Here is a 24,370-nt window from a genome sequence, read left to right as displayed (position 1 = left end):
TTTTTGACGTTATTTTCTCATTTGGATCTCTACATTCCCTGCAATTCCAGATATGCAAATGATTCGCATTGGTTAACTGGCGTTTCAATGCACATGACTTTCAAAAAATGCACCAGGAGCAGCCCGCAGAATGATTCCCAAAATCCCTTCGTTCTTGAAAAAAGCCCTGCTGGCCACCGCTTTGCTGAGCGCTGGCCAGGCCTATGCCGCTGACTCCGTCGGTCTTGTGGTGTACAACGCGCAACACGAAGGCCTGACCAAGGCCTGGGTCGAGGGCTTTACCCAGGAAACCGGTATCCCGGTCACCTTGCGCAATGGCGATGACACCGAAATGGGCAATCAGATCGTGCAGGAAGGCGCGGCCTCTCCGGCCGATGTATTCCTGACCGAAAACTCCCCGGCCATGGTGCTGGTCGACAACGCCGGGCTGTTCGCGCCTGTCGACAAAGCCACGCTGGAGCAGGTTGACCCGGCCTACCGTCCGGCCCACGGCAAATGGGTCGGGATCGCCGCACGCTCCACGGTGTTTGTGTACAACCCGAGCAAACTCTCGGAAACCAACCTGCCGAAATCGATCATGGACCTGGCCGACCCAAGCTGGAAAGGCCGCTGGGCCGCGTCGCCAGGCGGTGCTGACTTCCAGGCCATCGTCGCCGCCATCCTGCAACAAAAGGGCGAAGCCGCCACGCTGGAATGGCTCAAGGGGATGAAAACCAACTACACCAGCTACCGTGGCAACAGCGCGGTACTCAAGGCAGTGAATGCCGGACAGATCGAAAGCGGCGTGATCTACCACTACTACAGCCTGGTGGATCAGTCCAAGACCGGGGAAAACAGCAAGAACACCGCCCTGCACTACTTCAAGCACAAGGACCCGGGCGCTTTTGTCAGCATCTCCGGCGGCGGCGTCCTCGCTTCCAGCAAACACAAGGAACAAGCCCAGGCGTTCCTCAAATACATTACCGGCAAGGACGGCCAGGCTGTGCTGAAGAACGGCAAGTCGTTTGAATACGCCGTCGGCAAAGGCGCTGAATCCAACCCTAAACTTGTGCCTCTGAATCAACTCGATGCGCCGACTGTCGATGCTTCAAAACTCGACAGCAAAAAAGCCGTAGAGCTGATGACACAGGCCGGACTGCTCTAATTGATTCCTGAAACCCTGCCTGCGGAAGTCGCCGAGGCGACTCCCGCACAATTGCGTCGACGATCCCGCGGACTGTTTGCCGGGCGTGGCGGTGTATGGGTGATCGGTTTGTCGGTGCTGGTTTCGTTACTGGCACTGCTACCGATCGCTTATGTTATCGGCGTGTCCCTGCAGACAGGCTGGTCAACCGCCGTAGCCCTGGTGTTCCGCCCTCGGGTCGGTGAACTGCTGGTCAACACCGTATTGCTGGTACTGCTGACGATTCCCTTGTGTGTGGCGCTGGGCGTGACGCTGGCATGGCTGACCGAACGCACGAATCTGCCTGGGCGGCGCTGGTGGTCGTTGCTGGCCACCGCACCGCTGGCAGTGCCTGCGTTCGTTCACAGCTACGCCTGGGTCAGCCTGGTACCACCGATTCACGGCTTGTTTGCCGGCGTCCTGGTCTCGGTCATCGCCTACTTCCCGTTCCTGTATTTGCCGGTGGCGGCCACGTTGCGCCGGCTCGACCCGGCCATCGAAGACGTCGCCGAGTCCATGGGGCTCAAACCCTGGAAAGTGTTTTTCCGTGTGGTATTGCCGCAATTGCGCCTGGCGATCTGCGGCGGCGCGTTGCTGGTCGGTCTGCACCTGCTGGCCGAATATGGCTTGTACGCCATGATCCGCTTCGACACCTTTACCACCGCGATCTTCGACCAGTTCAAATCGACCTTCAACGGCGCAGCGGCGCACATGCTGGCCAGCGTGCTGGCGTTGTGTTGCCTGGCCATGTTGACGGCCGAGTCCGCCGCCCGGGGTTCGGCACGTTACGCTCGCGTCGGCTCGGGGAGCGCCCGGGAGCAACGGGTCGTGTGCCTGAAACCGGCATCCATCCTGCTCTCGTTGACGCTGCAAATCGTGACCTGTGCCCTGGCCCTGGGCGTGCCCTTGATCACCTTGGGCAAATGGCTGATCGCCGGCGGCGTGGAGGTCTGGGACACGAGCGAGTTGTTGCCTGCTTTGGAGCAAACCCTGCTGCTCGGCGTCGCCGGCGCGGCGCTGACAACGTTAGCGGCGATCCCGATTGCCTGGCTGTCGATCCGTTACCCCGGCCGTATGCAACGCGTGCTGGAAAGCTGCAACTACATCACCAGTTCCTTGCCCGGAATTATCGTGGCGTTGGCCCTGGTCACCGTCACGATCCATTTTGCCCGGCCGATTTACCAGACCACCTTCACCGTGTTGCTGGCGTACCTGCTGATGTTCCTGCCCCGCGCCCTGGTCAGCCTGCGCGCCGGCATTGCCCAGGCCCCGGTGGAACTGGAGAACATCGCCCGCAGCCTCGGCCGTTCGCCGGCCCGGGCACTGTGGCTGATCACCTTGCGCCTGGCCGCTCCCGGGGCCGCCGCCGGTGCGGCGCTGGTGTTCCTGGCGATCACCAACGAATTGACCGCTACCCTGCTGCTGGCCCCGAACGGCACGCGCACCCTGGCCACCGGATTCTGGGCCATGACCAGCGAAATCGATTACGCTGCCGCGGCGCCCTACGCCTTATTGATGGTTGTGCTGTCGCTGCCGCTGACCGGACTTCTTTATCACCAATCGAAAAAAACGGCTGGCCGATGAACACTCTTGAACTCAATGCCCTCTACAAGTCCTATGGCGCCCATTGCGCGCTGGACAACGTCAGCCTGTCGGTGCCAAGCGGCAGCCGCACAGTCATCGTCGGCCCGTCCGGCTCCGGTAAGACCACCTTGCTGCGAATGATTGCCGGCTTCGAATTCCCCGATTCCGGACGTCTTTCGCTCAATGGCCAGACCCTGGTCGACGGTACCCACGAAGTGCCGGCCCATCAACGCCTGATCGGCTACGTGCCGCAGGACGGCGCGCTTTTTCCGCACATGACCGTGGCGGCGAACATCGGCTTCGGCTTGTCGACCAAGGGTTCTGAAAAACAACAGCGCGTCGCCGAACTGATGGACAGCGTGGCGCTGGACGCGAAGATGGCCGAGCGCTGGCCTCACGAATTGTCCGGTGGCCAGCAACAGCGCGTGGCACTGGCCCGGGCATTGGCACAACAGCCACGGCTGATGCTGCTGGACGAACCGTTCTCGGCGCTCGATACCGGATTGCGCGCGGCGATGCGCAAGATGGTCGCGCGGCTGCTGGAAGACGCGGGCGTCACCACCATTCTGGTCACCCATGACCAGAGTGAAGCCCTGTCGTTCGCCGACCAGCTGGCAGTGATGCGCCAGGGCCGACTGGTACAGTCAGGGCATCCGCTGGACCTTTACCGCTATCCCGAAGACGAACAGACCGCCCTGTTCCTGGGGGATGCGGTGGTGATGCCGGCACGCATCGAGGCCGGTTGGGCTCATTGCGACCTGGGACGGATCCCGGTCAACAACCACCGCAACAACAACTCGGCGCAGATCATGCTGCGCCCCGAACAGCTGCAATTGGCCAGCATCCACCCCGGCGACCCGGAAGCCGGTGGTTGCCGGGCCGTGGTCACCGATCGGGATTTCAGCGGCAACACTTGCACGCTGACGGTCGAGCTCCAGTCATTGACCAGCCACGAGCAACCGGGACGCTCACTGCTGGTACGCAGTTCCGGCATGTACGCACCTCCCGCCGGCAGCGCGGTTCAGGTCTCGACCATTGGCCACGCCCACGTGTTGAGCGAGCTGTAAGGGTTCACAGGTCGAATCGATCCACTGCCCGACGCCGCTCGTTGTCGTCGCGCACATCGTAGTTGGCCGTGGTCTGGATGTTGCTGTGGTGCGCCAGTTTCTGCGCAATCGACAAGTCATGCTCTTCGATCACCCGGGTAATGAATGAACGCCGGAAGTCGTGGGGCATGATTTTCACCCCGACCTGCGCGCCCCGTTGCCGGGCGATGTAGTAGATCGCATGTTTGGTGATGCGCTCACGGGTGATGTGGCTGCCACGGCGGATGCGATTGAACAGAAACGGATCGTCCGGCTCGCCTTCCTTGAGCAGGGAGCGGCGCAATTCAAGCCAGGCTTGCAGTTTGGCGAAGGCCCAGGCCGGCGCGTACTTGATCAACTGCTTGTTGCCCTTGGCCGTCACCTGCAGGCTGCGCTGGGTGAAGTCGACCTGATTCAACTCCAGGTTCACCGATTCGGACTTGCGCATTCCCGAGCCGTACAAAATCCCGATGATCGCGGCATCCCGCAAGCCTTGTGGTCGCGGATCGGCGGCGCAGGCGGCCATCAGCTCCTGGATCAGCGTACGCCTGAGGTTGCGTCCCTGGGACAGCCGTGTACCGGCGATGCCCTTCACCGAGCGCATCTTCAACAGGTGCTCCTGAGAGATCAGGCTCATGCGCCACGCTTCGTTCATCACCCCGCGCACCGCGTTGACATACAGTGAAGAGGTGTTCGGCGCATAGCCATCTGAACGCAATGTAGCCACCAGTGCGATCACGTCTTCGGGCTGCAGGTTGTGCCAGGGTATCTCTTCGATATCGCAGTCTTCGAAGCCCAGGCGGTCGGCGGCGTCCTGCAACACATAGCGCATGGTCAGTTGGCTGGAGGGTGCCAGTCGCGCCAGATACAGGGTCAGCGGATTGGTCAGGGGCGTGCGAGAATCAGTTACAGGTAAGTCAATCAAACGAAACGGCCTTGAATGTAAACAGTTCAATGAAGCAACTAAGAAGAGAAATAACGATGATGTAAAAGACGCTACAACTGTAGGACCTTTCCTAAAATTCACGATAAACGGAAGAAGTCTGAACAGCGGCTTAATGGCCTTCAGATAAAATGATTCCCCAACCGTTTTTTCATGTTCCTTTCACAAAATCGGGCATAACCTTCTATAAAGTCGGCGCAACCCGAATGGACGTCCAACCTGCCGCCCACGGCGAAAAAAGTCAACCGATGCAGTTTTTTACCGCCAACCGGTAACTAGTTGATTTGATGCAAATTCTGTTTTAGCGTCTAAGCTGATTTTTGGATCCCTTTTAGCCTCAAAGGCTATTTACGTTTTCAGCCCCAGAGGTGCCCATGAGTCAGGCGTTTCTCCCTTTCTCCCGTCCCGGTATCGGTGACGAAGAAATCGCCGCCGTCGAGCAAGTATTGCGTTCCGGGTGGATCACTACCGGGCCGAAGAACCAGGCACTGGAAGAACACTTTGCCAACTACGTCGGTTGCCGGCATGCCGTGGCACTTTCCTCGGCCACTGGCGGCATGCATATTACCCTGCTGGCATTGGGCATCGGGCCCGGCGATGAAGTCATTACTCCGTCGCAGACCTGGGTGTCCACCGCCAACATGATCACCCTGCTGGGTGCCACGCCAGTGTTCGTCGACGTCGACCGCGACACGCTGATGACCGACGTGGCCATGATTGAAGCTGCGATCACGCCGCGCACCAAAGCCATCATCCCGGTGCATTACGCCGGTGCGGCATTCGATCTCGATCCGCTTTACGCCCTGGCCGACAAACACGGCATTGCCGTGATCGAAGACGCCGCCCACGCCGCAGGCACGCTATACAAAGGTCGTCACGTCGGCGCCAAAGGCACGGCCATCTTCTCGTTCCACGCAATCAAGAACATGACCTGCGCCGAAGGCGCCATGTTCGTCAGCGACGATGAAGCCCTGGCCTCGCGGGTACGCATGCTCAAGTTTCACGGGCTGGGGGTCGATGCCTACGACCGCCTGACCCACGGCCGCAAGCCCCAGGCCCAAGTGGTCGAGCCCGGATTCAAGTACAACCTGGCCGACATCAACGCGGCCATCGCCCTGGTGCAACTGGAACGCCTGGACGAGATCAACGCCAAGCGCACTCAACTGGCCCAGGCCTACTTGCAGCGCCTGGAAGGTCTGCCGGTGCAACCGCTGGCCGTCCCCGCTTATTCGCAACAACACGCCTGGCATCTGTTCATCCTGCGTATTGATGCCGAACGATGCGGGCTGGATCGCGAAGCGTTCATGAAAGCCCTCCAGGAGCAGAATATCGGCACCGGCATTCACTTCATTGCCACTCACCTGCACTCCTACTACCGCCAGCGCTACCCCAACCTGTACCTGCCCAACACCGAATGGAATTCGGCACGGCTGTGTTCGATCCCGTTGTTCCCCGACATGACCACCGATGATGTCCAGCGCGTCGTCGGCGCCATTGAAAACTGCATGGATAGAAGCCTTTGAGACCTTACCCAATCAACTTCGTGTCGATCGTCATTCCGGTCTACAACGAACAGGACAGCCTGCCGGAGTTGCTTCGTCGCACCGAAGCAGCCTGCCAGCAGTTGCACCATGCCTACGAAATCGTACTGGTCGACGACGGCAGCCGCGACGACTCCGCACAGATCCTGGAAGACGCCGCGTCGCGCGAAGGCAGCCCGGTGGTGGCCGTCATCCTCAACCGCAACTACGGCCAGCACGCGGCGATCATGGCCGGTTTCGAACAATGCAAGGGCGATGTCGTCATCACCCTCGATGCCGACCTGCAAAACCCGCCCGAAGAAATCCCGCGGCTGATCGAACAGGCCGAGCTGGGTTATGACGTCGTCGCGACGGTGCGCAACAACCGCCAGGACTCGGCGTTGCGCCGCTGGCCATCAAAGTTGATCAACCTCGCCGTGCAACGCTCCACCGGCGTGGCCATGAGCGACTACGGCTGCATGCTGCGCGCCTACCGACGCACCATCGTCGACGCGATGCTCGCCTGCCGTGAACGCAGCACCTTCATTCCGATCCTGGCCAACAGCTTTGCCCGCCACACCACGGAAATCCTCGTGACCCACGCCGAGCGTGAACACGGCGATTCCAAGTACAGCCCGATGCGCCTGATCAACCTGATGTTCGACCTGGTCACCTGCATGACCACCACGCCCCTGCGACTGCTGAGCATCGTCGGCGTCGGCATGGCGGCCCTGGGCATGCTGTTCGCCATCGCCCTGGTCCTTTTGCGCCTGGTGTTCGGGGCCGGCTGGGCCGGTGGCGGTACCTTCGTCCTGTTCGCCGTGCTGTTCGTCTTCACCGGTGGTCAATTCATCGGCATGGGCCTGTTGGGTGAATACCTGGGCCGCATGTACAGCGACGTGCGCGCACGTCCGCGCTTCTTCATTGAAAAGGTGCTGCGCAGCCAGCCCGCCTCCCCTGCTTCCGTTGTCACCGTCGACGGCCTAACTTCCACTTCTTCAGATCAGGTTCCTTCATGAGTGCAAAAGCTGTTGTCTTCGCCTATCACGATATTGGCTGTGCCGGCATCGAATCCCTGCTCTCCTCGGGTTTCGAGATCGCTGCGGTGTTCACCCACGCCGACGATCCGAAGGAGAACGCCTTCTACGGCTCCGTCGCGCAGCTGTGCGCCCGCCACGGCATTGCCGTGCACGCACCGGAGGACGCCAACCACCCGTTGTGGATCGAACGTATCGCCAAGCTCGATCCCGACTACATTTTCTCCTTCTACTACCGCAACCTGCTGAGCGAGCCGCTGCTGGCCACGGCGCGCAAAGGCGCGTTCAACCTGCACGGTTCGCTGCTGCCGCGCTACCGTGGTCGCGCACCGGCCAACTGGGTGCTGGTCAATGGCGAAACCGAAACCGGCGTGACCCTGCACCGCATGGTCAAGCGTGCCGATGCTGGCGCTATCGTTGCCCAGCAAAAAGTCGCGATCGAGCGCAGCGACACGGCGCTGAGCCTGCACGGAAAACTGCGCACGGCGGCCGCCGATCTGTTGCGCGATACCTTGCCGGCGCTGCTGCAAGGCAAAGTCAGCGAAACACCACAGGACGAATCCAAGGCTACGGTGTTCGGCCGTCGCACGCCGGCTGACGGCAAACTGGTCTGGGCCAATCCGGCCGAAGAACTGTTCAACCTGGTGCGCGCCGTGACCCAGCCGTACCCGGGCGCCTTCTGCGCGGTGGGCGAGCACAAGCTGATTGTCTGGAGCGCCGAAGTCGCCAAGGGCAACGAAGGCCAGGCACCGGGCCGTGTGATCAGCGTCGATCCGCTGCGCATCGCCTGCGGTGAAGACTCGCTGATCATCAACGCCGGTCAGCGCAACGACAACGGCCTGTACCTGAGCGGTCCGCAACTGGCCAACGAACTGGGCCTGGTGGACGGTTCCGTACTGCGCGGTGCCGAATCCGGTCGTGCCCCGCGTCGCACCCGCGTGCTGATCCTCGGCGTCAACGGCTTCATCGGCAACCACTTGTCCGAGCGCCTGCTGCGCGACGACCGCTACGAAGTCTACGGCCTGGACATCGGTTCGGACGCCATCGATCGCCTGCGCAGCCACCCGAACTTCCACTTCGTCGAAGGCGACATCAGCATCCACTCCGAGTGGATCGAATACCACATCAAGAAGTGCGACGTGGTGCTGCCGCTCGTGGCCATCGCCACGCCAATCGAATACACCCGCAACCCGCTGCGCGTATTCGAACTGGACTTCGAAGAAAACCTGAAACTGGTTCGCTACTGCGTCAAGTACAACAAACGCGTGATCTTCCCGTCGACCTCGGAAGTCTATGGCATGTGCCAGGACCCGAACTTCGACGAAGACAGCTCCAACCTGGTGGTCGGCCCGATCAACAAGCAGCGCTGGATCTACTCGGTCTCCAAGCAATTGCTCGACCGCGTCATCTGGGCCTACGGCCAGAAGGGCCTGAACTTCACCCTGTTCCGTCCGTTCAACTGGATGGGTCCACGTCTGGACCGCCTGGACTCGGCCCGAATCGGCAGCTCCCGGGCGATTACCCAGTTGATCCTGAACCTGGTGGAAGGTACGCCGATTCGCCTGTTCGACGGTGGCGAGCAAAAACGCTGTTTCACCGACATCGCCGACGGTGTGGAAGCCCTGGCACGGATCATCGACAACGACAACGATGTCTGCAACGGCCAGATCATCAACATCGGCAACCCGGACAACGAAGCCAGCATCCGTCAGCTGGGCGAAGAGTTGCTGCGCCAGTTCGAAGCTCACCCGCTGCGCGCCAACTTCCCTCCGTTCGCCGGCTTCCGCGATATCGAGAGCAAGGCGTTCTACGGCACCGGTTACCAGGACGTGTCCCATCGCAAACCGAGCATCGCCAACGCCAAGCGCCTGCTGGACTGGACGCCGACCGTGGAGATGAGCGAAACCATCGGCAACACGCTGGACTTCTTCCTGCGTGAGGCCATGCTCGAAATCGCGGACAAGCGTTGATGCAGGCGGGACTGCGGATTGATGTCGACACCTACCGAGGCACCCGTGAAGGGGTGCCCCGGTTGCTGGAAATCCTTGATGAAGCACAGGTCAAGGCGACGTTCTTCTTCAGTGTCGGGCCGGACAACATGGGGCGCCATTTGTGGCGCCTCATCCGTCCACAGTTTCTCTGGAAAATGCTTCGCTCCAATGCAGCCGGCCTGTATGGCTGGGACATTCTGCTGGCGGGCACCGCATGGCCCGGAAAACCGATCGGCCGCGACCTGGGGCACTTGATGCGTCAGGCCCGGGACGCCGGGCATGAAGTCGGCCTGCACGCCTGGGACCACCACGGCTGGCAAGCCAATGCCGGGCGTTGGAGCGATGCACAACTGGTCGAACAGATACGCCGTGGCGTGGACACCCTCAGCGACATTCTCGGGGCAAAGATCACCTGCTCGGCCTCCGCCGGCTGGCGTGCCGACGAGCGTGTGATCGAGGCCAAGCAAGGGTTCGGCTTTCGCTACAACAGCGATTGCCGTGGCCAGAGCCTGTTCCAGCCGCGATTGGCCAATGGTTGCCTGGGCGCACCGCAAATTCCGGTGGACCTGCCGACCTTCGACGAGGTGGTCGGACCGAGCGTCGCCGCCAAGGACTTCAACAGGTTCATCCTGGACCGGTTCACTCCGGAAAAACTCAATGTCTACACGATCCATGCCGAGGTAGAAGGGATTCTGATGGCCAACGATTTCCGTCAACTGCTGAGCGATGCGCGTCAGCGGGACATCCGTTTTCAACCCCTGGGCGACTTGTTGCCCCAGGCCCCTGACAGTCTGCCGGTCGGCCGCGTGGTACGCGGTGCGCTCGAAGGTCGCGAAGGCTGGCTGGGAGTGCAAGGCGCATGAGCAAACGCTGGGCTTTGCCGTTGTTGTTGGCCATGGTGGCGCTGGCGTACCTGCTGCCACTGGGCAGTCATGGCTTGTGGATTCCCGACGAAACCCGCTATGCCCAGATCAGCCAGGGCATGCTCCTGAGCGGCAACTGGGTATCGCCGCACTTCATGGACGTACGCTATTTTGAAAAACCGGCGGCCGGCTACTGGATGATTGCCCTCGGGCAGGCGTTGTTCGGCCAGAACCTTTTCGGGGTGCGCTTCGCTTCTGCCCTGAGCACCGGCTTGAGTGTGCTGCTGTGCTACCTGATCGCCCGCCGCCTGTGGAACGAACCGCGCAAGAGTTTTGCCTGCGCCTTGCTCTACATGAGCTTTACGGTCATCGCCGGGCAGGCCGGGTACGCCAACCTCGATCCGCAATTCACCTTCTGGGTCAACCTCAGCCTGGTCGCCTTGTGGTTTGCGCTGGACAGCGTCGGCCGCCGTCAACGGCTGGTGGCGTGGGCGGTGCTGGGCCTGGCCTGTGGCATGGGTTTCCTCACCAAGGGTTTCCTGGCCTGGTTGCTGCCCGTGTTGATCGCCCTGCCCTGGGTGATCTGGCAAAAGCGCTGGCGTGAACTGCTGGTCTACGGCCCGGTGGCGGTCGTGGTCGCCATCGCTGTCAGCCTGCCGTGGGCACTGGCCGTGCACGCCCAGGAGCCGGACTACTGGCGGTTTTTCTTCTGGCACGAACACATCCGCCGCTTTGCCGGAGACGACGCCCAGCATAACGCGCCCTGGTGGTACTACCTGCCGCTGCTGGTGGCGTTCAGCATGCCGTGGGTTGCCTTGTTGCCGCCCGCGCTCAAGCAAGCCTGGCAGACCCGGCGTCAGTCCGGTATCGGCTTCCTGCTGCTGTGGCTGTGGATGCCATTGATCTTCTTCAGCCTGAGCAAAGGCAAACTGCCGGCCTACATCCTGCCGTGCCTGTTACCCCTGGCCTTGTTGCTCGGCCATGCGCTGGCTGACCGGTTGAAGCTCGAACAAGGCCGCGTGCTGGGCATCAACGGCCTGCTGAACCTGGTGGTGGGCGTGGTGACCCTGCTGGCACTGGTTTACGTGCAACTGAAAAAGCCGATCTACGATCATGAACTGCACAACCTGGTGTTGGTGTTCATCGGCTTGATCGGCTGGATCATGGCCAACCTCCTGCAAGCCTTCCGCCCATTGCAGTGCTGGGCCGCCCCGGCCTTTGGCAGCCTGCTGTTCGCCGGTCTGTTGCCTGCCGGTCTGCCCAATTCCGTGGTCGCCAATAAAACACCTGACCAGTTCATCCTCGATCACGCCCAGGAACTGGGCCAGAGCGTCAAATTGCTGAGCAACGACCTGGGCGCCGCTTCGGCGCTGTCCTGGCGGATCAAACGGCCGCAAGTGGCTTTTTTCAACACGATAGGCGAATTGAAATATGGCCTTGCCTATCCTGATTCGCTTAAGCAGCGCGTCGACCCGGACCAGGTGCAACAGTGGATGCACGATGCCCGCCAGCAAGGCTCGGTCGGCGTGGTGATGCGGGTCAAGGGTGAGGAAGAGCTGCGTGAACTCGAACAGTTGCCCAAAGAGGGCAAGCGCTATGAACAAGGCAACCTGGTGATTTTGATTATCCCGCAGGCGGCACCATGAGCCTGCTATTGCTACTGGTGGCCTGCCTGCTGACCTGCCTGGGCCAGATAGCCCAGAAATATGCGGTGGAAAGCTGGCGCGGCAAACCTTCCGGGTGGATGGACAAACTGCGCTCGCCCTGGCTGTGGCTGGCTCTGGCTGCGTTGGGCCTGGGCCTGCTTGTATGGCTGCTGGTGCTGCAACGCCTGGAAGTCGGGGTTGCCTACCCGATGCTGAGCCTGAACTTCGTGTTGATCACTCTTGTTGCGCGTTTCGTGTTCCACGAAACCATCGACCGCCGCCACTGGGTCGGTGTGGCATTGGTGATCGGTGGCGTGGCTCTGTTGGGGCAACACGCATGAACCGCAGGCGCGGCATCACCTTCGCCCTGGGCAGCGTGTTGCTGGTCAGTGCCGCCCAGCTGGGCATGCGCTGGAGCATGAGTCACCTGCCATCGCCGGAACAGTGGCTCAGCGCACACATCGACCTCACAGCCATTGCCGTGGTGCTCGTGGCCATCCTCGCCTACGCCTTGTCGATGCTGTGCTGGCTCGCGGCCCTGCGGGACCTGCCCCTGGGCCGCGCCTACTCGTTGCTGAGCATCAGCTACGCGCTGGTGTACCTGCTGGCCGCCAGCCTGCCGCTGTTCAGCGAAGCGTTCAGCCTTACAAAAAGCCTTGGCGTGGCATTGGTCATCCTCGGCGTCATTACCATCAATTCTCGACCTGCTCGTGCGCCCGAATCAAGGAGTGCCCCATGAAAATCAGTGTGTTTGGTAGCGGTTATGTTGGCCTGGTGCAGGCAGCGGTATTGGCGGAAGTCGGCCACGACGTGGTCTGCATGGACGTTGACGAGAAGAAAGTCGAACTGCTCCAACAGGGACACGTGAGCATTTTCGAACCTGGCCTGGCCAGCCTGGTACGCGAAGGCCTTGACGCCAAGCGGTTGCAGTTCACCGGCGATGAAAAATTCGCCGTCCAGCACGGCCAGGTCCTGTTCATCGCCGTCGGTACTCCCTCTCGGGAAGACGGCTCGGCGGACTTGCGCTACGTGATGTCGGTGGGCGAAGCCGTGGCGCGTCATCGCGAGCAGCCGGCGATCCTGGTGGAGAAATCCACCGTCCCGGTCGGCACCGGCGACGCCTTGCGTGCACACATCGACAAATGCCTGCTCAGCGTCGGGCGTGTATTGCAGTTCGATATCGTCTCCAACCCGGAGTTCCTGAAAGAAGGTTCTGCCGTGGCCGACTGCCGGCGCCCGGACCGTATCGTCATCGGCTGCGAACGCGATGAAGTGCGTGAGGTGATGCGTGACCTGTACTCGCCGTTCAACCGCAACCACGAACGCATCATGTTCATGGACCTGCGCAGCGCCGAGCTGACCAAATACGCCGCCAACTGCATGCTGGCGACCAAGATCAGCTTCATCAACCAGATCGCCGAACTGGCCGAACACCTGGGTGCCGACATCGAATCGGTACGCCTGGGCATCGGCGCCGACTCGCGTATCGGCTACCACTTCATCTACCCCGGTTGCGGCTACGGTGGCTCGTGCTTCCCCAAGGACATGCGCGCCCTGATCCACAGCGCCGAAGAAGCCCATTGCTCCAGCGACCTGCTGCAAGCGGTGGAAGCCATCAACGAGCGGCAAAAGCACAAGCTGTTCGAGCGCATCAACGCGTTCTACAAGGGCGACCTGCGTGGCAAGACCTTTGCCGTCTGGGGCCTGGCCTTCAAACCCAATACCGACGACATGCGCGACGCACCGAGCCGGGTATTGCTCGAATCGTTGTGGGCCGCCGGGGCGAATGTCCGTGCGTTCGATCCGGAAGCCATGCAGGAAACCCAGAAGCTGTACCCGGATGAGTCGAAACTGATGCTCATGGGGACGCCTGAGTCAGTCTTGTCCGGCGCCGATGCGCTGATCATCTGCACCGAATGGCAACAGTTCAAGGCGCCGGACTTCGAGTTTATCCGCCAACGACTCAACGCACCGGTGATCTTCGATGGCCGCAACCTGTACGACGCGGACCGACTGGCGCGCATCGGATTTACCTACTTCCCGATCGGTCGGGGTGAGTCGCGCAAGTTGCCGATGCCTTACCAGCAATGGCTGACCGAATCAGTGGTCGCTTAAACGTCATGCTCCCCCACTTCCGCCGACAGTCCCTCGCGCTGGGACTGTTGGCGCTGGTGTTGTTCTGCGCCGGGATGTATCAGCAGCCGGCCATCGGCTTCGATTCGCGCTTCGTGCTGTTCGCCCAGGAGATGCTGCGCAACGGACCGTCTTTTTTTCCGACGACCTACGGCCAGCCCTACGCTGACTATTCGGGTCTTTCAACGGTATTCATCTGGCTGCTTTCATTGCCGCTCGGCCAGGTCACCAGCCTGACCGCGTGGCTGCCGAGCGCCATCGCCGCAGCGGTCATCGTCACCTTGATGTACCGCCTGCTGGCACCCTACTCCACGCGTTGGGCGCTGCTGAGCATCGCCCTGATGCTGTTGACCAACACCTTCATCACCGAAACCCGCGCCGTTTCCCTCGACCTGATGCTGGCGGCCGTTGCGTTCAGCGTGTTCTACCTGGGTTATGCCGCCGATCACTTCGCGGCACCGAGCCGCCGGGGCCTGATCTTTGCCTTGCTGATGCTGGGCTTCTGGATTCGCGGCCCCATCGGCCTGGTGATTCCTGCGGGGATGCTCTGCAGCTATTTTCTGGTCAATCGCCAATGGCGGCGCCTATTTGTCTTCGGATTGCTGGCATCGGTGCTATTGGCGGTGTGTGTCGGTCTGTTGCTGTGGCTGGCCGACGTCAGCGGCGGCCCGGCCTTCTTGCAGGATGTGATTCGCATGCAGTTCATGGGGCGCATGGACGGCAGCGAAGGCTCCAACGAAGTGTTGTATTACTTCACCAGCTCGATGGGCAACTACGCACTGGCCTGGCCGTTGGCCGTGCTGGCATTGGTGGCGGTCGCAGCTTCCGGTCGACAACAGTCAGGCCCGGCATTGCGCCTGACGCTGTACTGCGCAGCCGCCGGATTGATCGTGATGGTCGGCCTTTCCGTCCCGCAGGCGAAAAAGGCCCGTTACCTGCTGCCGATGCTGCCCATGGCGGCGATCATTGCGGCTTACCCGTTCTACGCCGTGCAGGGTCGGTTGTTCAGTTGGCTGCGCGTATTGATGCAAGGCTTATGGCTGCTGATTCCGGGGCTGCTGATCGTGACCTTGCTGGTGGTACAGCGCAGATTCCCCGAAGACGTCGCTCACCTCACTTCGTTGTTCATCATTCTCGGCGTGCTGCAAACAGTCGCCGTGGCAGCGTTCAAGCACCCCCGCTGGCGTGCACAGATTCTCGCTCTTTGCGCGGTCCTGGCACTCTGGTCGTTATACATCCTGCAGTTCGAGCCCATCCAGCGACAGCTTTACGACACCCGGACCTTCAGCCACGAAGCGTTTGAACTCGTGCAAAAAGACCCCGCACCCCTGGTGATGCACGCGATGGGCAAGGATGCCAAAGCCATCAAGTTCATGGTCAACATCAATCAAGGCCTGCAACCGGAGTTCACCGATTCCCCCCAGGAACTTGATGCCCTCGAGGGTCCGGCGTGGCTGATGATGGACCTGAACGTCTACAAGGCACTGCAAGGCTCGGCTATCGGTGGCTTGCCACCCGTGTTGAGCGGGCGTTTCGACAAGAATGACTTCGTGCTGCTGCACCTCAAGTAATTCCGTAGCAACGAGCGGGTGTCCGACTGCTAGAGTAGCGCTGACCTTGGGCTGATGCCGGCCCGATCGAATAAGGACATTCACGCCGTGACCCGTTATTCCCCCCTCATCCGCCGCCTGCTGATCTGCTCGCTGACCATCGTCGTCAGCCGCGCCATCACCAGCCCGTTACTCACGTTGTTCGTCAGCGACAAGCTTGGCCTCAATCAACAGGACGTTGGTCTGCTACTCGGCATTGCGGTGTTCGTCGCCACCCTGCTCTCCCTCTACGGCGGCTACATCATCGATCGTTTCGAAAAACGCCGACTGCTTGTGCTGTCGATGGCGTCCAGCGCGGTCGGCCTGCTGTTGCTGACCTTCGCCGAAAACCTCTACCTGACCACGATCACCCTGATCGTCACCGAAACCGCCTCGGCGCTGTTCCTGATCGGTTCGAAAGCCATTCTCAGCGACAACCTGCCCGTGGGCCAACGAGCCAAGGCGTTTTCCCTGAGCTATACACTGACCAACATTGGCTACGCTGTCGGGCCGATGCTTGGCGTGCTGATTGCCGGTGCCTTTGCCAGTGCGCCATTCCTGATCGCGGCGGCCATCGCTTTCTTCAGTATTTTCCTGATGACCGGCATTCCCGCGGATCCGGCCAAGGTGCCTCTTGCCGGTCAGGCGCAGAGTTTTCTGAAAACCCTGATCACCCTGAAAAACGACCGCACCCTGATCATGTTCACCGCCGGTTGCCTGCTCAGCACCGTGGTGCACGGGCGATTTACCTTTTACCTGTCGCAGTACCTGCTGGTGACCAGTAATCCCCGGCACACCATGGAAATCATGGCCGCCCTGCTCGCCTGCAATGCCATCAGCGTGATCCTGTTGCAATACCAGGTCGGGCGTTTTCTCAAACGTGAACAATTGCGCCAGTGGATTGTGGCCGGCACCGGCCTGTTCATCCTCGGCCTGATCGGCTTCAGCCTGGCGGACAGCCTGGTGAGCTGGTGCGTGGCCATGTTCATCTTCACTCTGGGTGAAATGATTATTTACCCGGCCGAGTTTCTCTTTGTCGACACCCTGGCTCCGGAAGAACTGCGCGGCAGTTACTACGGCGCGCAAAACCTTGCTGCGCTAGGCGGCGCGGTGAGCCCGGTGATTTGCGGCTTCATGCTGATGCACAGCCCGGCGCCGACGATGTTTTATGCCTTGAGTGCACTCGCAGCGCTAGGCGGTCTGCTCTGCTACATGAGTGGCCGACGGGGCGACTTAAAGCAAAATTAATGCACTGAAAGCTCATTAATATGAATTTGTCAGTAGCTGGATTGAACGGCACACTGTGCCTGTTCCTCCCCCAACAGTTGGAACACCTTCAAGGGCTTTCTGGGTTTCCCAGCTAAGCCCTTTTTTTACCTCGACTTTTTCTGCCGGAGTTTTCTCGCAATGCTTGCCCGCTGGTTGCCCGTCGCCATCAACACCCGCCCCACCGAATGGAGCCGCGCCGCCATCGGCATGGCCTTGGGCACGCTGCTCAGCGTCTGGCTCTGTAGCCTGGTGTTTGGCATCGAGGTGGCCCAGCACCTGATCGGCCCGCTGGGAGCCTCGGCGGTGCTGTTGTTTGCCGTGTCTTCAGGGGCGCTCGCACAGCCCTGGTCGATTCTGGGTGGCTACTTGTGCGCCGGGGTGATTGCGCTGCTGGTGGCCCATGTGTTGGGTCGAACCCTCGGGAGCGCCTGTCTGGCGGCGGGCATGGCGGTATTGCTGATGTGTTGGTTGCGCTGCCTGCATCCACCGGCCGGCGCATTGGCCCTGACCCTGGTGCTGGCCGATCCGGTGACCATTGCCATGGACTGGAAAGCCATTGAGCCGGTCATGCTCAGCGCAGCGACGATGCTGCTCTGCGCCCTTGCCTACAACAACCTGACCCGCGTTCGTTACCCCAAGGGCAGCAGCGAACCGGCCGTCATGATCCCGGCCGATCACCCGCCAGTCGACAGTCAGGCCATCACCGCCGAAGACCTGAAACTGGCGCTGGCAGACATGGAAGCCTTCTATGACGTCACGCCCGAGGACCTCGAACAGCTGATCCAGGCCAGCCAATTGCACGCCAAACGCCGCAGCGTCGCCGAGGTGTTCGCCCCGCGTCCGTAAGCCCCTGTTCTGGAGGATCTTTTGCCGTGGCCGGGCGGTTCTGGCATCCTGCGCCTCCATTTTCTGACCCGGCCCGCCTTCTGGCACGCAAACCACCATGACCGCCTCCGAAAAAGCCCCCGCGCCACGTAACAATGACCTGATCTACGGCCTCGATGACCGTCCGCACCTGACCGCCACCGTCTTCGCCGCCCTGCAACACGTGCTGGCGAGTTTCGTCGGCATCATCACCCCGACGCTGATCATGGGCAGCGCCCTGGGCCTGCAAAGCGAAATTCCCTATCTGATCAGTATGGCGCTGTTCGTCTCGGGCCTGGGCACCTTCGTCCAGGCGCGGCGTTTTGGTCCGGTGGGTTCGGGCCTGTTGTGCCTGCAAGGCACCAGTTTCTCGTTCATCAGTGTGATTCTCAGCGCCGGCTTCATGGTCAAGGCCCGGGGCGGTGGCACCGACGAGATTCTCTCGACCATCTTCGGCGTGTGTTTTTTTGCCGCGTTCATTGAAGTGGTGTTGAGCCAGTTCATCGGCAAACTGCGCATGCTGATCACCCCGGTGGTGACCGGGACGATCATCACGCTGATGGGGTTGTCGCTGATCAAGGTGGCCATGACCGACATCGCCGGCGGCTTCGGTGCCCAGGACCTGGGGGCTGCCAGTCACCTGGCCCTGGCGGCGCTGGTGCTGGGAACCATCGTGGTGTTGAACCGGGTCGACGTGCCGTTTCTGCGCCTGGGGGCGATTGTCATCGGCCTGACCCTCGGTTACGGGGTGGCCTGGCTCACGGGCCAGGTGGATTTCAACAGCCTGCCCGACGTCCCGCTGATGAGCGTACCGGTGCCTTTCAAGTACGGTTTTTCCTTCGACTGGGTGGCGTTCATTCCGGTGGCGGTGATCTTCCTCGTTTCGCCATTGGAGGCCGCCGGTGACCTCACGGCCAACTCGATGATTTCCCGGCAACCGGTCAAAGGCCCGGTGTACATACGCCGGATCAAGTCCGGCCTGCTCGCCGATGGCCTCAACTCGGCCATGGCGGCGGTGTTCAACAGCATGCCAATGGTGACCTTCGCCCAGAACAACGGGGTGATCCAGCTCACGGGCGTGGCCAGTCGTTACGTGGCGTTTTTCATTGCCGGTTTGCTGGTGGTGCTGGGCCTGTTCCCGATGATCGGCGCGGTACTGCAACTGATGCCCAAACCGGTACTGGGCGGCGCGGAGCTGGTGATGTTCGGCACCGTTGCCGTGGCCGGGATCAAGATTCTCGCCGAGGCCGGCCTGCATCGGCGCAACATGTTGATCGTGGCGATTTCCATCGGCATGGGCCTGGGCGTGGCCGCCGTGCCGGAAGTCCTGCGTGAACTGCCCAAGGCCTTGCACAACATTTTCGAATCGCCCATCACCGTCGGCGCGCTGTGCGCTATCGTTCTTAATATCTTCCTGCCTGAAGAGTTCATCGAGCTGGAAGAAGACGAATTCGATCCGGAGGCCTCCGTGCTTCAGGTGATGCAGAACCCCGATGTGACCACCAGGGATGAACCCGCAAAGGCTGCGGTGGTCGCACCGTAAAACCGCTGGACGGGCTCAGGGGCTGAGCCGGTGGCGGTACAGCCCTTTTCAGATGAGAGCACGTCCATGCGCAGCGTTCACGCGGTCCTGATTTCCCTCCTGCTCTGCCTGGGCGCCTGTTCCTCGCTGCCCAATCGAGACCCGCTGAAAATCAACGTCGTGGGTATCGAGCCCCTGCAGGGCGAGGGCATGGAAGTACGCTTTGCCGTGACAATCCGCGTGCAGAACCCCAATGACTACAACCTCACCTACAGCGGCGTCGCCCTGGATCTGGACATCAACGGCCAGCCATTCGCTTCTGGCGTCACCGATGAAAGGGGTGAGATCGGACGCTTTTCCGACACCGTCGTAAGCGTGCCGGTCAGTGTTTCGGCATTTTCGTTCATCCGCCAGACCTATGGCATCAGCCAGATGAAAACCCTCAACAACATGCCTTATATCCTGCGCGGCAAACTCTCGGGCGGGCTGTTCAACACGATGCGTTTCGTCGACAGCGGCACACTCAATCTGCCGGGGTCGACCACTGGCAGCCGTTAAAACCTGACACAAGGAGCAACACACGCCATGGAAGTCACGCCCACGCTCTACACCGAGCGGCTGATGCTGCGCCCGCTGGAACTGGCAGACGCTGATGCCATTCAGCAACAGTTCCCGCACTGGGAAGTCGTGCGTTACCTCAACGCCCTGGTGCCATGGCCCTATCCTGCGGACGGTGCGTTGATGTACCTGCGTCACAATGCGCTACCAGCTATCGCTCGTGGTGAGGAATGGCATTGGTCGATCCGCCTGAAATCGGCGCCGGAGCAGTTGATCGGCAACATCAGCCTGATGAGCGAACAGGACAACAACCGCGGTTTCTGGCTCGGTCCACAGTGGCAAGGTTTGGGCCTGATGAGCGAAGCCAGCGCGGCTGTGACCGAGTACTGGTTCACCATTCTGGGTCGCAAGGTGTTGCGTGTGCCAAAAGCGGCACCGAACATTGGTTCGCGCAGACTTTCCGAACGTACGGGCATGCGACTGATTGGCACGGATGAAGGCCACTTTGTCGGCGGGGTTTTCCCGAAGGAAACCTGGGAAATCACCCGTGAAGAATGGTTGTTGCGCCGCTGAACTCACTCGACGTCATTGAGAATCAGGCTACGGTAATGCCCCGGATTTGACCCCGACCACTTGCGAAAGGCCTTGTAGAACGAACTGGTGTCAGCGAACCCCAGCCGCGTGGCGATTTCGCTGAAGCTGATCGCCGGCTCGGCCAGCCAGACGATCGCCAGTTCCTTGCGCACGCTGTCCTTGAGACCTTGATAGGTTTGCCCTTCTTCGGCCAGCCGGCGGCGCAAGGTCGATGCCGACATGCACAGGCGTTGTGCCAGGGCCTCGGTTTCCGGCCATTGCTCGGCCGGCAGGTGACGCAGATCGTGTTTGATCCGGCTGGCCAGGCTCTGCGGATCACGGTACTTCACCAGGATGTTGGCCGGCGCGAGGGCCAGGAATCGCTTGAGCTCTTCGGGGCTGCGCTTGATCGGCAGATCCAGGCAATCGGCGGAGAAAATCATCCGCGTACGCGGCCGGTCGAAACGCAGGTTCTCGGAAAACATCACCTGATAGTCATCGCAGAAATCCGGTTTCGAACAGCGCAGTTCAATGGCCAGAATCGGAATCCGCCGCCCTGCCAGCCAGCAGGCAACGCCGTGGACGATCATCCAGTAAGTGAAATAGGTGAAGGCCCGGCGTGGCTTTTTGTCGTCTTCGAGCAGGACGATTTCCGCCAGGCTTTGCTGACGCACCAACTGCGCCGGCAGGTGTTCGAGGATCAACGACAGAAACGCCAGGCCGCCCGCCAGTCCCGCCGCCACGTTGGGTTGGAGCATGGCACTGCGACACAGGAATGCGAAGCTGCCGGATTTGAGTTTGCGTGGGTCCATGCCAAAAAACTCGTCATCCCCCCGCCGTGCCAGCAATCGCCACAGGCGCGCATAAGCGGTGGCTGGAACCCGGGCGTCGGAATTGCCCAACAGCTGAGGGTCGATGCCGACCTTGATCAACACCTCGTCCTTGTCGATGCCTGGCGCGCAGCTTTGCAACAGTGCTTCACGCACCAGTTGGATGGAGATGGTGTCTTTTTCCGACATGGATTGCGGCAAGCCCTGTTCTTGTTCGAGTGGGGGGCATATTAGCAAGATCAAAAGCCAAAACGAGCAAGATCAAAAGATCGCAGCCTGCGGCAGCTCCTACGCGCCGCAAGTGCTGCGAACGGACAAAATCCCTGTAGGAGCTGCCGCAGGCTGCGATCTTTTGATTTTAATCTTTAAAGAATGCGGTACAGCAGCCGCTCGATCCGCACACGACTCACGCGCTTGAGGAACTTGGCCACGCCCATCGGGTATTCGGCGAGGGTTTCCAGGTTCTGGAAGTGCTCGATTCGCCGCGTGTGCTGGAAAATCTCCGCCAGTTCGTGACGGCGCGGCTCCAGCCATTCGCCGTGCGGATCATCGATCAACAAGGCGTTTTCCAAATCGAGCCGGAACGCCCGCGGGTTGAGGTTGTTGCCGGTCAGCAAGGTATAGCGCCGATCGATCCACATGCCCTTGAGATGATAGGTGTTGTCACCATCAAGCCACAGGTGCAGGTTCAACTGACCGCTGTCGATGTTGCGCTGATGACGCTTGGCAAACCGGCGCAAGCTGATTTCGTACAGGTACGGCAGCGCCGAAATGACCCGGAACGGTTCGCTCGGCGGAATGTAGAAGTCATTGGCCGTCTTGTCACCGACCACAATGTCGATCTTCACCCCACGGGCCAGCGCGCGGTTGATCTCGCGGATGATCGCCAGCGGCAGGTTGAAGTACGGCGTGCAAATGGTCAACTGCTGCTGGGCGCTGGCGATCAGCTCGCAGATCACCCGGTTCAGCGGGTTGTTCTTGCCGACGCCGAGCAACGGGCTGACGGACAGACCGGTCCGGTCGGTGGTGCCTCGCGTGGTGTCGTACGCCGCGTGCTTGAGCCGGCTGCGCAGGTCACCGATGTCATTGCGCAGGCTGCGGGTCGTCGGCAGGTTCGGCAGGTCGAGGCGGTGCACCGCTTTGGAGGCCACCAGGCCGTGCTGCACCAGGTGCTGCATCGAATCGGCCAGTTCGCGATTGTGCAGCACGTGATAACGGTCGTAGCGGTACTTGTCGAACTTGTGCAGGTAGACGTTGTTCAGGCTCGCGCCGCTGTAGATCACGCAATCATCGATCACGAAGCCTTTGAGGTGCAGCACACCGAACAGTTCGCGGGTTTGTACCGGGACGCCATAGATCGGCACCACGCTTTCGTGGGTGCGGGTCATCTCCTGGTACCAGGCCGAGTTGCCCGGTTGCTTGCCGGCACCGATCAGGCCGCGCTGGGCGCGCAGCCAGTCGACGACCACCACCATGTCCAGTTCCGGACGTGCCAGTTTGGCCGCGTGCAAGGCATCGAGAATTTCCTGACCGGCTTCATCCTGTTGCAAGTACAGCGCAACGATGTAAATGCGCCGGGTCGCGCTGGCGATTTGCTCAAGCAGGCAACGACGGAATTCGGCAGCGCCGGAAAGGATGCCGACGGCATCGGCCGTCAGCGGAAAACTGCGCAGCTTGGGCAGCAGGGAACGTTTGAAAAGCGACGGCATAGGGCTCGCAATGGGTCGAATCCGAAGAGCCTGAGAGCTTACACCATCGCTGGGTTCGGGTCTTGTTACGGTCTGTAATATCCCCTTCGCGAGCAGGCTCGTTCCCACATTGAAATGCATTCCCCTGTGGGAGCGGGCTTGCTCGCGAAGACCATTTATCAGGCACTGCAAAAATATCGATTGACCAAGGAGAACGATCGTTCTACTGTTAGCCACATGAACGAAATCAATAGCAACGACACACGCGACATCATTCTGGATGTCACCGAAAAGTTGATCTACAAAAGTGGCATTGCCGCCACTGGCATGGATCTCCTGGTGAAAACCGCCGGTGTCTCCAGAAAAAGCATCTACCGCTACTTCGCCAACAAGGACGAACTGGTCGTGGCCGCCTTGCAACGCCGCGATCAGCGCTGGATGCACTGGTACCGCAGCGAAGTCGGCCAGGCCCAGACCCCGGCCGGGCGGCTGCTCAACCTGTTTACCGTACTCAAGTCGTGGTTCGCCAGCGAAGGCTTTCGCGGCTGCGCCTTCATCAACACCAGTGGCGAAACCGGCGACCCGCAAGACCCGGTGCGCCTGGTCGCCAAAGAACATAAACAGAAACTGCTCGACTACGTGTGCGAGCTGTGTACCGAACATGGTGCCGAGGACCCGCAGACGCTGGCCAGACAGCTGCTGATCCTGATCGATGGTGCCATTACCGTGGCGCTTGTAACGGGTGATCACAGTGCCGCCGATAATGCGCAATGCATGGCGCGAAAGTTATTGGACCTGTAGCAACCTGATCAAGCTCGACAATTGTTTTAACTTTAACTTGATACGGAGACTTGAAATGTCTAATGCCGAAGTTCGTCCGCCATTGCCCCCTTTCACCCGTGAATCGGCCATTGAAAAAGTTCGCCTGGCTGAGGATGGCTGGAATTCCCGCGATCCGGAGCGCGTGTCCCTGGCCTACACCCTGGACACCCAGTGGCGAAACCGCGCCGAGTTCGCCCATAACCGCGAAGAAGCCAAAGGCTTCCTGACCCGCAAATGGGCCAAGGAGCTGGATTATCGACTGATCAAGGAACTCTGGGCCTTTACCGACAACCGCATCGCCGTGCGTTATGCCTATGAATGGCACGACGACTCGGGCAACTGGTTCCGTTCCTACGGCAACGAAAACTGGGAGTTCAACGAGGACGGCCTGATGGCCCGTCGCTTTGCCTGCATCAACGACATGCCGATCAAGGAAAGCGAGCGCAAGTTCCACTGGCCGCTGGGGCGTCGTCCTGACGATCATCCGAGCCTGTCGGATCTGGGTCTGTAAACACTCACTGTAGGAGCTGCCGCAGGCTGCGATCTTTTGATCTTGATTTTTTAAGATCAAAAGATCGCAGCCTGCGGCAGCTCCTACATATAGAGGGATCGGCAGATTACATACATGGGATCGACGGATCGCGAGCTAAGCGGTCGCCGTCGGAAGGGGGTATGGGTAATATGTCGCCCC

Annotated in this window: 22 protein-coding genes; 19 read left to right on the top strand and 3 right to left on the bottom strand. The window is 60.7% G+C overall.

The features are described 5' to 3' along the window. The first annotated feature begins 130 nt into the window (after positions 1 to 130). The 3 genes from C9422_RS00955 to C9422_RS00945 are packed head-to-tail and all read left to right on the top strand — an operon-like array spanning position 131 to position 3,813. Positions 131 to 1,144: an iron ABC transporter substrate-binding protein gene (locus tag C9422_RS00955; RefSeq protein ID WP_116579343.1), complete on the top strand. Its 1,014-nt coding sequence runs from the start codon at positions 131 to 133 to the stop codon at positions 1,142 to 1,144. 3 nt (positions 1,145 to 1,147) lie between these two features. Next, positions 1,148 to 2,746 carry an iron ABC transporter permease gene (locus C9422_RS00950; RefSeq protein WP_116579574.1) on the top strand — a complete coding sequence of 533 codons (1,599 nt, stop codon included), beginning with the start codon at positions 1,148 to 1,150 and terminating at the stop codon, positions 2,744 to 2,746. Further along, the gene (locus C9422_RS00945; RefSeq protein WP_116579342.1) at positions 2,743 to 3,813 is read left to right on the top strand and encodes an ABC transporter ATP-binding protein; all 1,071 of its coding nucleotides are present in this window, start codon (positions 2,743 to 2,745) and stop codon (positions 3,811 to 3,813) included. The genes C9422_RS00950 and C9422_RS00945 overlap by 4 nt, the downstream gene beginning before the upstream one ends. A gap of 4 nt (positions 3,814 to 3,817) precedes the next feature. Here the strand turns inward: C9422_RS00945 and xerC are convergent, their stop codons facing one another. Then, a complete protein-coding gene (gene xerC / locus C9422_RS00940) occupies positions 3,818 to 4,756 on the bottom strand; it encodes a tyrosine recombinase XerC (RefSeq protein ID WP_116579341.1) in 939 nt (312 codons plus the stop codon). A gap of 392 nt (positions 4,757 to 5,148) precedes the next feature. On the opposite strand from xerC, the gene arnB reads away from it, so the two are divergent. The 14 genes from arnB (at position 5,149) to C9422_RS00870 (ending at position 20,339) form a co-directional block, all read left to right on the top strand. After that, positions 5,149 to 6,297, top strand: coding sequence for a UDP-4-amino-4-deoxy-L-arabinose aminotransferase (gene arnB / locus C9422_RS00935; protein ID WP_116579340.1), 1,149 nt, complete (start codon positions 5,149 to 5,151; stop codon positions 6,295 to 6,297). Beyond that, positions 6,294 to 7,313 (top strand): undecaprenyl-phosphate 4-deoxy-4-formamido-L-arabinose transferase, encoded by a 1,020-nt coding sequence (gene arnC, locus C9422_RS00930; RefSeq protein WP_007974303.1) that lies wholly within the window; start codon positions 6,294 to 6,296, stop codon positions 7,311 to 7,313. Before arnB ends, arnC begins: the two co-directional genes overlap by 4 nt. Then, positions 7,310 to 9,301: a bifunctional UDP-4-amino-4-deoxy-L-arabinose formyltransferase/UDP-glucuronic acid oxidase ArnA gene (gene arnA / locus C9422_RS00925; RefSeq protein WP_116579339.1), complete on the top strand. Its 1,992-nt coding sequence runs from the start codon at positions 7,310 to 7,312 to the stop codon at positions 9,299 to 9,301. The genes arnC and arnA overlap by 4 nt, the downstream gene beginning before the upstream one ends. After that, positions 9,301 to 10,185 (top strand): 4-deoxy-4-formamido-L-arabinose-phosphoundecaprenol deformylase, encoded by an 885-nt coding sequence (gene arnD / locus C9422_RS00920; RefSeq protein WP_116579338.1) that lies wholly within the window; start codon positions 9,301 to 9,303, stop codon positions 10,183 to 10,185. Before arnA ends, arnD begins: the two co-directional genes overlap by 1 nt. Beyond that, entirely contained in the window at positions 10,182 to 11,831 is a 1,650-nt protein-coding gene (gene arnT / locus C9422_RS00915) for a lipid IV(A) 4-amino-4-deoxy-L-arabinosyltransferase (RefSeq protein ID WP_116579337.1), read from the top strand. The genes arnD and arnT overlap by 4 nt, the downstream gene beginning before the upstream one ends. After that, the gene (arnE, locus tag C9422_RS00910; RefSeq protein ID WP_116579336.1) at positions 11,828 to 12,172 is read left to right on the top strand and encodes a 4-amino-4-deoxy-L-arabinose-phosphoundecaprenol flippase subunit ArnE; all 345 of its coding nucleotides are present in this window, start codon (positions 11,828 to 11,830) and stop codon (positions 12,170 to 12,172) included. Before arnT ends, arnE begins: the two co-directional genes overlap by 4 nt. After that, on the top strand, positions 12,169 to 12,570 hold the full coding sequence (gene arnF / locus C9422_RS00905) for a 4-amino-4-deoxy-L-arabinose-phosphoundecaprenol flippase subunit ArnF (RefSeq protein WP_116579335.1): 402 nt from the start codon (positions 12,169 to 12,171) through the stop codon (positions 12,568 to 12,570). Before arnE ends, arnF begins: the two co-directional genes overlap by 4 nt. Then, complete coding sequence (locus C9422_RS00900; protein ID WP_116579334.1) at positions 12,567 to 13,946, top strand: UDP-glucose/GDP-mannose dehydrogenase family protein; 1,380 nt, start codon at positions 12,567 to 12,569, stop codon at positions 13,944 to 13,946. The genes arnF and C9422_RS00900 overlap by 4 nt, the downstream gene beginning before the upstream one ends. A 5-nt stretch (positions 13,947 to 13,951) precedes the next feature. Next, positions 13,952 to 15,535 carry an ArnT family glycosyltransferase gene (locus C9422_RS00895; protein WP_371924642.1) on the top strand — a complete coding sequence of 528 codons (1,584 nt, stop codon included), beginning with the start codon at positions 13,952 to 13,954 and terminating at the stop codon, positions 15,533 to 15,535. Between the two features lie 87 nt (positions 15,536 to 15,622). Further along, a complete protein-coding gene (locus C9422_RS00890) occupies positions 15,623 to 16,801 on the top strand; it encodes an MFS transporter (RefSeq protein ID WP_116579573.1) in 1,179 nt (392 codons plus the stop codon). A gap of 159 nt (positions 16,802 to 16,960) precedes the next feature. Beyond that, positions 16,961 to 17,668, top strand: a complete 708-nt coding sequence (locus C9422_RS00885; RefSeq protein WP_116579332.1) for an HPP family protein — start codon at positions 16,961 to 16,963, stop codon at positions 17,666 to 17,668. Positions 17,669 to 17,765: 97 nt separating this feature from the next. Then, complete coding sequence (locus tag C9422_RS00880; RefSeq protein WP_116579331.1) at positions 17,766 to 19,229, top strand: nucleobase:cation symporter-2 family protein; 1,464 nt, start codon at positions 17,766 to 17,768, stop codon at positions 19,227 to 19,229. 66 nt (positions 19,230 to 19,295) lie between these two features. Then, positions 19,296 to 19,766 (top strand): LEA type 2 family protein, encoded by a 471-nt coding sequence (locus tag C9422_RS00875; protein ID WP_116579330.1) that lies wholly within the window; start codon positions 19,296 to 19,298, stop codon positions 19,764 to 19,766. Positions 19,767 to 19,793: 27 nt separating this feature from the next. Beyond that, on the top strand, positions 19,794 to 20,339 hold the full coding sequence (locus C9422_RS00870) for a GNAT family N-acetyltransferase (RefSeq protein WP_116579329.1): 546 nt from the start codon (positions 19,794 to 19,796) through the stop codon (positions 20,337 to 20,339). A 2-nt stretch (positions 20,340 to 20,341) separates the two neighbouring features. Here the strand turns inward: C9422_RS00870 and C9422_RS00865 are convergent, their stop codons facing one another. After that, positions 20,342 to 21,358 (bottom strand): AraC family transcriptional regulator, encoded by a 1,017-nt coding sequence (locus C9422_RS00865; RefSeq protein WP_116579328.1) that lies wholly within the window; start codon positions 21,356 to 21,358, stop codon positions 20,342 to 20,344. Between the two features lie 176 nt (positions 21,359 to 21,534). Next, on the bottom strand, positions 21,535 to 22,878 hold the full coding sequence (gene pssA, locus C9422_RS00860; RefSeq protein WP_116579327.1) for a CDP-diacylglycerol--serine O-phosphatidyltransferase: 1,344 nt from the start codon (positions 22,876 to 22,878) through the stop codon (positions 21,535 to 21,537). Positions 22,879 to 23,094: 216 nt separating this feature from the next. Here pssA and C9422_RS00855 point away from each other — a divergent pair, with 216 nt between their 5' ends. Together C9422_RS00855 and C9422_RS00850 are read left to right on the top strand one after the other, a co-directional pair. After that, entirely contained in the window at positions 23,095 to 23,658 is a 564-nt protein-coding gene (locus C9422_RS00855) for a TetR/AcrR family transcriptional regulator (RefSeq protein WP_033047828.1), read from the top strand. Between the two features lie 55 nt (positions 23,659 to 23,713). Next, positions 23,714 to 24,190 (top strand): nuclear transport factor 2 family protein, encoded by a 477-nt coding sequence (locus tag C9422_RS00850; protein ID WP_102700058.1) that lies wholly within the window; start codon positions 23,714 to 23,716, stop codon positions 24,188 to 24,190. Positions 24,191 to 24,370: the final 180 nt, after the last annotated feature.

It is taken from the genome of Pseudomonas sp. B1(2018), from assembly GCF_003097365.1.
Classification (GTDB): Bacteria; Pseudomonadota; Gammaproteobacteria; order Pseudomonadales; family Pseudomonadaceae; genus Aquipseudomonas; species Aquipseudomonas laurylsulfatiphila.
Note: the sequence above shows the minus strand (reverse complement) of the source record. Positions and strands in the feature narration are given on the sequence as shown.